A 12,061-nucleotide genomic window follows, 5' to 3' on the forward strand; every position below is an offset into this window, starting at 1 on the left:
TTATGAAGATTTTTTTTCTATTTTGTATCATTTCAGTATCATTAATGAAAGGTCAGTTTAATGGTGAAGAGGGCTTTTATAGTCCTGAATTTTCTAAAAGTCCAAACTCAAGTGAATTTAAAGTATATGGAGGTACCGATTTAAATCATTCACTAGGTAAACCAGATATTAATATCAGTTTGCTTTCCTTAAAAATTGATTATAAAAACAAGTTTGATGTAAATCTTAATTATGATGTTGCTCTGAATAAGCCTGATACTTATCCTTCATGGATGGGTTTGGCATGGAATTTAAGTACTTCAGGAACCATTACAAGAAATTTGAATGGTGTAGCAGATGAGTCTGATCCAGAAGCTTATTATTATAAATATAACCTTTTGAATTCAGCTGATTGGAATTCGTTAGATAAGCTAAAGTCATATTCGGGTTTTTTTGAATATGAAAAAAATGAAAAAGCATTAACCCCTGATACTTTTAGCTTTAATGTAAATGGTATATCGGGTACTTTTATTAAAAATCATGAAGGAAAATGGATTGTAAACTCTGACACACCTAATTTATCGGTTACAAATACATTAAAAGATAATGAGTATGATATGGAGCATTTCATATATTCCTTTATTATCACCGACGGTTTGGGGAATAAGTATACTTTTGGAAATCAATATTCAGCAATTGAGATTTATCGAAGTAGAAAAAAGACTCAGAACCCAAAGCTCGGTGCGGAATATTATAAGTATGTAAAAAATTGGCATTTAACCAAAATTGAATTTTCAACTGGAAAAAATGTTGATTTTAGTTATAGTAAATCTGGAGAAGTTATCTATTTTAGAAGTACATATTCGGGGTACAAACGTTTTGCATATGGTGGTTATGGTTTAAGTGGGTGCGCAAAAGATATTGATAAGAATAACTGTTTTAATCTTTCAAGCTTTGAAGAAGGACAGTTTAGCTATTTGGATAAGGTTAATTTTGATAATGTTGAGATAAAATTTAATAAATCTTTGGCAAATAGTCTTGAATTTACCAACGAAAATGTATACCTAATTGATGGATTTGAAATTAAACCTCCTGATAATTACTATAATCTTAAACATTGGTACAAACTTGATAATATTTCTTATGCTGTAAATAATAAAAATGTAGAAAATATATACTTTGAGTATGACGAGAATCCTGCAAGGCGATTAAAATTAAAAAAAATAAAAATTGGCGAAGTAGAAAACAACAAATATGAATTTCAGTATAATAATAACTTATTTCCAAAATTTAATAACGGAAATACTGATCATTGGGGTTATTTCAACGATAAGATATTTAATTTTTATGCAGTAAATTCTACAGATATTAATGTTATTGCGGCGGCATATCGACAAGCAAAAGAACCAAATTTTAAATTAAACGAGATTTTAGAAAAAATCTTTTATCCAACGGGAGGAAGTACTCGTTTTTATTATGAACCTCATGAGTATACTAAAATGACTAATTATAACAATGACTTTTTCATCAGTCAGATTAGTCCAAGAAGGTTAGCGGGAGGCTTCAGAGTGAGCCATATTATCGATTATAATATTTCAAATGTGCCTTCCCAGAGAAAGTTTTATTACTGTAAAGATTTTATTAATAGTGATTTAAGTTCTAGCGGTGTTTTGTCAAATACTACAGATTACAATCATGACCAATACACTTACAGGGAAATTTCACCTTTAAGCTGGCCATTAAATTATACTAATGGGTCACATATTGTATATTCAAAAGTTTATGAAGAAAAAAGCAATGGAGGAATAAGTGAATATGCTTTCAGTAATCAAGATAATGGCTTTATTGATCAAAAACCTGATAACTCACTAATGACTAAAGTAGAAAGAGAAAGGACCACATTAGGAACTAATAATTATATATGGTCCAGTGCACTAATTAAACATGATGAAAATGCTGGTACTAGAATAAATTCTTTTAACTCTCTCCAAAAAGAAAGAATGAAGATATTGTTTAAAAAAGAGTATACAAACACTAAGCAATTATTAGCTGAAACAATTTATAATTATAATAATAAACCTGTAAGATTTTCGCAACATGCTAGGATAGTTGAAATTGATGGACGCCCTTTTGGTCCTGTTCCAATGGGTTGGAATGGACAAGGTCAAGCTCTGGACAAAACCTGTGACGTCATTAATGTTTCAGCTTATAAACTTTATTTTTACAATCATTATTTAGACTCTGAGACGAGAAAAGATTATTTCAATAATGGAAATGTTACCACTACTACAAAGTACTTTTATGATGACTCTGATGATGACCTTCTAAAGAAAGAAGAAACGACCTATCCGGACAATAAAGTAATTTCTAAAACATACCACTATGCAAATGATATTACTATAAATAATCAATACTTGATTGGAAAGAATATGGTAGGGATTCCATTGGTTACAGAGACCTCGAAAATAGACAATCCTACAAATAAAAGTCTAGCTAAGTGGGAAACAGTTTATCCTACTTCTCAAGCAGATGCAAATATGTATACTAGTGGTTTGCCTCAACCTAAATCAGTATTATCATATAATCTTAAAGATTTGAATAGTACTGCTCCTGTCCCAACTATAGAAATCACTTATGACCTATATGATCCCAAAGGTAATATTCTACAATATACCAGTAAAGATGGGAAACCAACCACGATCATTTGGGGATATGGTCAAACTTTACCTATTGCTAAAATAGAAGGAGGAACATATAGCAACATCATGTCTGTTTTAGGTGTAAGCAGTTCTCCTTCAGGATATACAACTCTTCCTATTTACCTGAAATCTAATGCAGATATAGACGCATCTTCTGAGCAATTGCTAATAGAAGCTCTGGATAACTTTAGAAAAAACCCTGCTCTTACCAACTACAATATAACAACCTACACTTATAATCCACTGATCGGGGTGACAAGCATTACTCCTTCAAGTGGAATAAGAGAAACTTACACCTATGATTTGGCCAATCGATTAGAGAAGGTTGTGGATAATAATGGGAAAGTGCTTAAAGAATATAAATATAATAATGCACCAACAGCATATTATAATGTTATGAAAAGCCAGTCATTTACAAAAAATAATTGTACTTCAGGTATGGTATCCAATTCGATAACATATACAGTTCCTGAAGGTAGGCATTTTTCCATCATCAGTCAGGCAGATGCTGATCAAAAAGCTTTAGATGATATTAATAGTAATGGGCAGAATTATGCCAATTCAAATTTAACTTGTTATTACCCTTATTGTACATTTAATGCTATGGCCTCCAGTCAATATATTATGATACAATATGCACCTTTTCAAAAAGTAAATAACGTTGTTAATGCTCAATTAAATTTTATGGTTACTTCAAACCAAGGTGTGAATTGGTGGGATTCAGTACAATTAGGAAATATACCTGGACCATGTTGGCCAACTACCACAGTTACTAAATCCTCAGGAAATTGGCAGGTAACTCTCTATCCAGGTTCAGGACAGACTGTTTTAAGATGGCTAGGAAGCGGAAGTCCTTCTACAGGTACCCCTTACAATATTAGCTTTAGTTATGATGTAAATTAAAAACAAATCCATGAAAAAGATATTAATTCCAATAGGAATTCTCATAATAGGAACTACCCAAGGGCAGCTTACCAATACAGAAAACTATGTGTATTCAAAAACTTATCTGTCAGATCCTACGCTTGCTAATGTTAAAATCTCTGAAACTGTTCAGTATTTTGATGGTTTGGGAAGACCCAAACAAATCGTTAACGTAAAAGAATCCCCATTGGGAAAAGATGTTGTTACTCCCATTAAGTATGATGCGTTTGGAAGACAGGTTCAGGACTACCTACCCATTCCTCAGGGAGGAACTCTCAACGGGGCCATTACTCTTGATCCGTTATCAAATGTAAGCAGTACCCCTTATGGAACAGAGAAAATCTATTCAGAGAAAATTCTTGAGAATTCACCCTTAGATCGTATTTTAAGCCAGAAACAAGTTGGAACTGCATGGGACAACAAGCCTGTACAGTTTGGATATGATGCCAATGCAGATGGCGAGGTTAAAAAATTTACCGCTACTTTTACCTATACCAATTTTGAATCAAAACTAATATTATCAGGCTCCTATGGAATAGGGCAGTTGTATAAAAATACGGTTACCGATGAAGACGGCAACTCAACCATTGAGTTCAAAAACGGACAGGGACAGGTTGTATTAGTCAGAAAAGTAATCAGTGCTACAGAAAATGCCGATACCTATTACGTTTACAATGATTATAACCAATTGGCTTATGTGATTTCTCCTAAAGCTTCTGTAGAAGCAGATCCCAACACTGTATTGAATGATTTATGTTATCAGTATAAATATGACGGCAGAAACCGCCTGGTAGAGAAAAAACTCCCCGGCAAAGGCTGGGAATATATGGTGTATGACAAACAGGACAGGCTGATTATGGTTCAGGATGCTGTCATGGGAGCTCTAAAGCAGTGGCTTTTTACCAAATACGATCAGTTTGGAAGAGCTGCCTACACAGGCCTATATACCAGTACCCAGGCCTATGGTACGGCAGGAAGAGCAGCGGAGCAAGTATCAGCAGATGCTAAAGGGAGTAATAATGTAGCCAGATCCTCTACCATAGGGTTCACCAACAACGGAGTAGGAGTATATTATGATAATGGTTCTGCTAGTTATCCGGGTTCTGTCACTACGCTGTTAACGGTTAATTATTATGATACTTATCCGACAGGCTCCCCTGCGGTAACCAATGTCTTTACCCAGCCTCTTCTTACGGATAATCCTGCTAATGCACAAACTACCAAAGGACTCCTTACTGCTTCTTATGTAAAAAATATAGAAGATGACAATTGGACAAGGAATTTCCTGTGGTATGATACCAAGGGAAGAAATATCGGATCAAGAAGTCGTAATTATCTTGGAGGCTATACTGTAATTAATAATAAGCTTGACTATACCGGGGTTATCCTTCAGGCCAATACCTACCATAGAAGGCTTGGTACAGACCCTGAAAAAATCATTGTAGAAAAATTCACCTATGATTCCCAGAACAGGCTTCTGACCCAGACTCATCAGATAGGAAGCAATCCTGTTGAATACCTGTCTCAGAATAAATATAATGAGCTTTCCCAGCTGGAATCTAAGAAAGTAGGCGGAACAGCTGCAGTGTCCCCATTGCAGACCATTGCTTATCAATACAATATCAGAGGCTGGATGACCAAGGTGAATGATCCTGCCAATTTGAATGGGAAATTATTCGGATATGAAATGAAGTATAACAATCCTGTTTATACCAACACTTCATCCGGAAGGTTTAATGGAAACATCGCTGAGATCGATTGGAATATTTCCAGTGCAGAAGGGTTGAAAAGATACAATTATCAGTATGATTCTTTAAACAGGATGTTGAAAGGAGCTTATTCCCAGCCCAATTCTTCTGTCGCTCAAAATGATTATTTTAATGAAGAGCTGAGCTATGATCTCAACGGGAATATTAAAACCTTAAAAAGATTTTCATGGCCTGCTGCCGGAGGGACGACAGCAGAGAAAATTGATGATCTGATCTATAATTATCAGAATGGAGATAAAAGTAATGTACTGGACAGAATTACCCTTCCTCCAGGAGTTATTAACAACCGTTCAGGATATGATGCATTACAGGGAACCATGGCCTATAATCCCAACGGGAATATGACCGATCATCCTGACAGAAAAATGAAGATCATCTACAATTACCTGAATCTCCCCAATTATATTTCAGTTAACGAAGGGTTGATAGGTATTTCCAACACCAGCTACACCTACAGGGCAGATGGAACCAAAATATCTAAAACATACAGTATGAACGGGTCCATAGAAACCAATTATCTAGACGGTTTCCAGTATGATAACAGACATGCCTATGATACTTCAGCATCTCTTTACACCGTTCCGGTATTGAAATTTGTACCTACCTCAGAAGGGTATTATGATTTTACTGAAAATAAGTATATTTACAATTACACAGATCATTTAGGAAACGTAAGAGTGAGTTACAGAAGTAATGGCAGTGGAGGGACTGAAGTCATTGATGCCAATAACTATTATCCTTTTGGATTAAAACATCAGGAGAGCCCTATTACACTAGCTCCTTTTGGAGGAGTGCCGTATAATTACAAATATAACGGAAAGGAATTGCAGGAAAGTGGAATGTATGATTACGGAGCCAGAATGTATATGCCTGATATTGGAAAATGGGGTGTGGTGGATCCGCTGGCGGAAACGTCTCGTCGTTGGTCACCGTACACTTATGCCTTTAATAATCCTATAAGGTTTATTGACCCTGATGGAAGACAAGCAACGGATATATACAAAATGGATAAAAGTGGCAATCTTACATGGATGGCTGAATCTAAAACGGATGTGATTTATACTGAAAAGAATTTTGATAGTAGTGGAAATCTAAAGACTGAAAATGATGGTGGATTTGAAGTTGGTGAAAAAGGCTTTATCAAAGAGAATACTCATCAATATTCAACAACTGGAGAGACATATTTGGACTTTAAAGGAGATGAAGCAAAAGGTATGGATTATCTTAATCAAGTAGGCGATTGGATGAAGTCGGGAGAAGTAAATGTGGAATTTGGGATACAGACAGCTGAAGTAAATGGTAAAGATAATACTGTTGTATATACATCTAATCAGCAAACGTCTACAAGTCCCGTTTATGAGGGAAGTAATGTTAAATTACAAGGACATTTGCATCCTGGGACATGGAGTCCTGATCAAATTTCAGGTCCTTTAAACCCTAGTGGATTTCGGATGTCACAGTTTCCGTTTAAGGCGAATGGTTATACTTCTAAGGTTTTAAGTAAAAAGAATAGTGGAGATAGAGTTTCTGCAGAAACTATGCCTAATGCAGTTAACTTTATTTATGCGCCAGCACACAATACAACCATTATATATAATAGCACACAAATAATTAAAGCTTATGAAGGAAAATTTAAAAAAGATTAAATTAGTTATCTTATTATATATTCTTTTATTGAATTTTGGATGTTCTGCTCAGGCCCACCAAAAGAAGGAATTTTATAATTATGTAGAAAAAATAATTGCTGAAAAAGAGTTCGCTTTTTTTGAAATAAGCTTAATTAAAAAATGTAACAATCAATACCTGTTCGGTCTTGCAAAAATGAATTACAATGATAATCTCTCTAACAGAATTAAGACTTATCATTATAAAGGTTCTTTAATAATCTATGATTTGGGTGAAGAAAAAGATAAGCAAATTATTAACTTTTTCGATTCTTTTTTTGAAAAGACAAATCAAGATATCTCTAATCTAAAGAAAGGTAGGCAATCAACAATTGATGAAAGAATACTCTACTTCGTAGATAAAAAATTCATTCCAGATTTTAATAAAGCTCATATTTTTATGGAGAGCGACTGTAGTAAAAGCGAATAAGGGATTTTTCTCGCTTCCTTGCTACCGCACGATTTTATCTACCGCTCGCTCTGCGAAGTTTGTAACTTCGTAGCAGATAAATAAAAAACCCATCGCAATTGCGAGGGTTTTTGTTTTATAAAGCAGCTGCGTTTTTAGCAAAAAAATCTTTAAATTTTTTATTGGTAAGCTACCCGCTGGCGCGAGCGTCTCGCTCGTGTCCACAAGTAGAACAAAACCACTGTGTAAAGCAGTGGCTTTTTATGTTATAAACTGTCTCATTCGATTATACTTTCATCCAAAATAATTATCTAAATTTACCAGGAAAGATTACCCAAAAGTTCCAAAATAACAGATTATATTTACAGAGCAGACGGGGTGAAGGCAAGAAAGGTTTTCGGGACAGAAACAACTGATTATCTGGAAAGCTTCCAGTATACAGATTCAGTTTTAAAATTCCTTAATAAGAATGGAGCAGGATTAAAAGAAATTGGAACAGGAGTCTTCTATAAACGATCTAAAACATCCGTATGGGATTTTTAAAAAGAAATATTAACAAAATTATTTTATTATTCTTCGGAATTATGTTTTGTGGGATAATTATAAAAAAAGTATTTGATCCTAACTTATCTAAATATAAATATTTTAATCAGCACTGTAATGGACGAGTTATTTCAAACTCATATGACCTTATGACTCATTTTAATATTGTCAAATCATCGGATGGTAATAAAATGTATTTGGACGATTTAAAAATAATTGGATTAATTAAAATAGGAGACTCTATAATAAAGAATAAAGACGTTACCTACTTTACTGTTTATAAAAAAGATAAGACTAAAATCATTTATGATATGTACAGTAAAGAGTTAAAGGCAGTAAAATGAAACATCTTATATTAAGATTTCTCTCCGCTGGCACGAGCGTCTCGCTCGTATCCACAAATAAAACAAAACCACTGTAACCACAGTGGTTTTTAGTATCTTGGTCAACAAAAAAAGAAAAAATGATAAAATATCTGTTCATTCTTTTTCTATGTGCTGCTGCTTGTGTTCAGGGGCAGGAGAATGCTCCAACAATTGCTAAAAATCAGGATAGTTCTTATGATATTCAGGATAGTGTGATGGTGAAAACCAGAGATGGAGCCATGATTTCTGCGATGGTAGTAAGAAAAAAAGATGAAAAGGGACCTCTTCCGGTGGTTTTTCAGTTTACCATTTATGTTAGGGATACGGGACGGGATCTTCAGAGTTTAAAGAATGCTGCGGATAAAGGATATATAGGTGTTATGGCCTATGCCAGAGGTAAAAGATTAAGTCCGGGTGATATTAATCCGTATGAATTTGAAGCTACTGATACCTATGATGTGATTGATTGGATTAGTAAACAGAAATGGTGTAACGGAAATATAGGAATGTATGGGGGCAGCTATAATGGTTTCAGCCAGTGGGCAGCCTGTAAAACGATACATCCTGCATTGAAAACAATAGTACCTTATGTGGCAAATCGCCCAGGAATGGGACTTCCCATGGAAAATAATATATTCATTAACCCCAACTATGAATGGGCATTTTACGTAGGTAATAATAAATATCTGGACAATGAAACAGGAAATGACAGAAAGCGTTTCAGAGGAATGATGTTTAGTTGGTGGGATAAAGGGGAAGCATATAATAAAATGGACAGTATTGACGGAACTCCCAACAGATGGTTTCAACGATGGATAAACCATCCGGATTTTGATGAATACTGGCAAAAAATGGCTCCTTATAAAGAAGATTTTAAAAAAATCAATATTCCGGTTCTTGCTTTCGACGGATATTATAACGACTCTCAAAATTCCAGTATTTATTATCTTAAAGAATTACAGAAGTATAGCCCCAATACTCCATTTTATCTGATCATTGGTCCATACGGCCACTTTGGTACTCAGCAGGGAGGTGAGAAAGAAGTGAATGAATATAAAGTAGACGAGGTTGCCCTTTTTGATATCAATAAAATCACTTACGAATGGTTGGATCATATCCTGAAAAACGGACCAAAACCATCAGTTCTTAAAGACAAAATCAATTATGAAGTAATGGGAGCCAATGAATGGCGCAGCGCTTCCTCCTTTGAAAAAATGAACAATAATGTTCTGAAATTCTACCTTTCCAATCAAAAAAAGAGTGGAACGTATTTTCTGGATTCGAAAACGTCCAATAGAAATACATTCCTTTCTCAAACAGTTGATTTTAAAGATCGAAAATTGACTGGTAACAGCGATTATTACCCGTCACCAATAGAGAAAAGTGAGCTGGATAAAAGTTCAGGTTTCATTTTTACCAGTAATCCGTTGGAAAAATCAATGATTGTTAACGGCTCTTTTGTAGGTGGGCTTCATATTTCTATTAATAAAAAAGATGTGGATTTGGGAGTGACTTTATATGAATTGACTCCCGAAGGAAAATATTTCCATTTGTCATATTATATTGGAAGAGCCAGCTATGCAAAAGATATTACCAAAAGAAATCTCCTGAAGCCTGGAGACAAAACCTGGATAGAATTTACCAATAGCCATTTTGTAAGCAAAAAATTTCAGAAAGGAAGCCGAATTGTAGTGACAATTGATGTTAATAAAAATCCGTTTTCCCAATTGAATTATGGAACAGGGAAGGACGTAAGCACAGAAACTATAAAAGATGCTTCCATTCCACTGCAGATCAAATGGTACAATGACAGTTATATAAAAATCCCAGTATTAAATGACTAAACAGAACAAATAGTATAAAATTTATATTTTTGAGCCTAATTTTAAATTCATTTAATTAAATAATCAGTTAAGCTAATGATATCATTCAATATTCATCTTAATCCAAAACTGGTGGGTAGATTTTTGTTTCATACATTGATAATTTTCAGCATAAATCTTTTATATTTTTTAATAGTATATTATAATGTTTTTAAACTGGACAGATTTATAAAAGTGTCTAAAGTTAAAGATAGTGTTACCATGATGGAGAATATGATGATTATTGTATATTTTGTTCCTGTTTTGCTTTCCTATATGTACTATGCTATTTTTATTTATTGGAAAGAGAACTTATTTTTTAAGATTAGTTTTTTTGTTTTGGCATTTGCATTGTCTCAACAGCCTTATTCTTATTGGATAAAAAATGTGTTAGGTAAATAATTAGTCAACGAAAAACAGGATTAAAAATATTACAACTTATATGTCTTATTTGTATTTTATTATTTGGACTATATTTATTAATGGCATTAGGTAGTGGTCATGATATTCCATTTCAAGCCTATTCCGAGATAGGAATCTTAATAGTATTGTTGATTGTATTCTATTTCTTGATTGGATTTATTAAAAGAAGAAAAACCTTTAATTAATAAAAAAAAACTATAATTTTTTTGTTTATAATGTTGACAAAATCTGAAATACACATTTATGGAAAGTATTTTTGAATTGGATAAATCCAGTAAAAAGCCATTGATTATTTTTGGTTTAATATTCGGATCAATTGTGTTTCTTATAATTTTTTATTTGAATTATAATTCTGATAATCAGACAAAGCAGCGGATATTAGAAATTAATAGACACGAAAAAGTTATTGATATTTATAGGGATAAGAATGAACATAATTTTTTATTTGTAAAATATTCTAATGGATATGTAGAGTTGTTAGATTATCCATACAAAATTGGCGATTCTATTTCAAAAAATAGAGGTGATTCAATTGAATATATTTTTAGAAACGATAGTGTTTTAAAAAATAATTTAATTCAACAAATTAGAAAATATAATTCAATCAATTAAATGGAAAGTACCGTAGGATTAGACTAATATGAAATTAAAAAAAAGAAATATAATTATTGTTATTATAATTATTTGTATAAGTGTATTATTTGTGTTTTTCTGGAACGTTAATAAGAACAATAAATTTTATACTTTGAGGCTAAATGGTATAATTAAAGATATAAAATCCAATAGAAAGTTTGAAAACTCTAAGGTTGCAAAATTTGTTGGAGATTCTGATTTTAATTACAGTTTTTGGATTTATGCCCCTGATGAGAGTGATTTAAAAATAGGAGATTCAATTTATAAGGCAAAAGACTCTGAAAACTATCAAATCTATCGGATTGATAGTTCAGGAGATTATAAGTTTTATAAAACATTAAAGAATGTGCCTTAACAAAAGCTCTTCGATGGAACAAGGCATTCGAGCATTTTACTATTTTTTACGCTATTATTAGCTATTATTACAGTTTTTTTGTTGCCAAGTATAATCAAACGAAGAAAACATATTCTGGTGAACTACGTGGGAAAGTTGAATCTTTGAGATATATAGGACGAGGAGATGGTTATCTACAAGTGAAGTTTGTAAGAGAAAAAGAATTTAATTCTTTATGTATCATATACGTAGGTAGTGAGAATAAGGATGACCTAAAAGTGAATGATTCAATCTATAAAGTGAAAAATTCTGAGAATTACCAGATTTACAGAAAAGACAATTCTGGAAATTATAGTTTTTATAAAACGTTAAAAAATAAGCCATAATAAAAATTTCTACTTTAAAATGTTAATTTTATTAGTTGCAGCTTATAATATCTGAATTTAGATAGTTATGA

General features: G+C 32.9%; 8 protein-coding genes. All 8 read left to right on the forward strand.

Annotation, left to right across the window (positions count from 1 at the left end):
- The first annotated feature begins 2 nt into the window (after window positions 1-2).
- Window positions 3-3,581: a DUF5977 domain-containing protein gene (locus GFU89_RS00245; RefSeq protein ID WP_318845216.1), complete on the forward strand. Its 3,579-nt coding sequence runs from the start codon at window positions 3-5 to the stop codon at window positions 3,579-3,581.
- Between the two features lie 10 nt (window positions 3,582-3,591).
- The gene (locus GFU89_RS00250) at window positions 3,592-7,017 is read left to right on the forward strand and encodes a DUF6443 domain-containing protein (protein ID WP_318845217.1); all 3,426 of its coding nucleotides are present in this window, start codon (window positions 3,592-3,594) and stop codon (window positions 7,015-7,017) included.
- Complete coding sequence (locus GFU89_RS00255; RefSeq protein WP_318845218.1) at window positions 6,992-7,465, forward strand: hypothetical protein; 474 nt, start codon at window positions 6,992-6,994, stop codon at window positions 7,463-7,465. The genes GFU89_RS00250 and GFU89_RS00255 overlap by 26 nt, the downstream gene beginning before the upstream one ends.
- 357 nt (window positions 7,466-7,822) lie before the next feature.
- The gene (locus GFU89_RS00260) at window positions 7,823-7,987 is read left to right on the forward strand and encodes a hypothetical protein (protein ID WP_318845219.1); all 165 of its coding nucleotides are present in this window, start codon (window positions 7,823-7,825) and stop codon (window positions 7,985-7,987) included.
- On the forward strand, window positions 7,975-8,331 hold the full coding sequence (locus GFU89_RS00265) for a hypothetical protein (protein WP_318845220.1): 357 nt from the start codon (window positions 7,975-7,977) through the stop codon (window positions 8,329-8,331). Before GFU89_RS00260 ends, GFU89_RS00265 begins: the two co-directional genes overlap by 13 nt.
- A 119-nt stretch (window positions 8,332-8,450) precedes the next feature.
- Window positions 8,451-10,196: a CocE/NonD family hydrolase gene (locus GFU89_RS00270; RefSeq protein ID WP_318845221.1), complete on the forward strand. Its 1,746-nt coding sequence runs from the start codon at window positions 8,451-8,453 to the stop codon at window positions 10,194-10,196.
- A 684-nt stretch (window positions 10,197-10,880) separates the two neighbouring features.
- A complete protein-coding gene (locus GFU89_RS00275; protein ID WP_318845222.1) occupies window positions 10,881-11,249 on the forward strand; it encodes a hypothetical protein in 369 nt (122 codons plus the stop codon).
- Window positions 11,250-11,277: 28 nt separating this feature from the next.
- Window positions 11,278-11,625: a hypothetical protein gene (locus GFU89_RS00280; RefSeq protein WP_318845223.1), complete on the forward strand. Its 348-nt coding sequence runs from the start codon at window positions 11,278-11,280 to the stop codon at window positions 11,623-11,625.
- Window positions 11,626-12,061 lie beyond the last annotated feature (436 nt).

Origin of the sequence: Chryseobacterium sp. JV558 (assembly GCF_033712365.1) — a bacterium.
Taxonomy (GTDB): Bacteria; Bacteroidota; Bacteroidia; order Flavobacteriales; family Weeksellaceae; genus Chryseobacterium.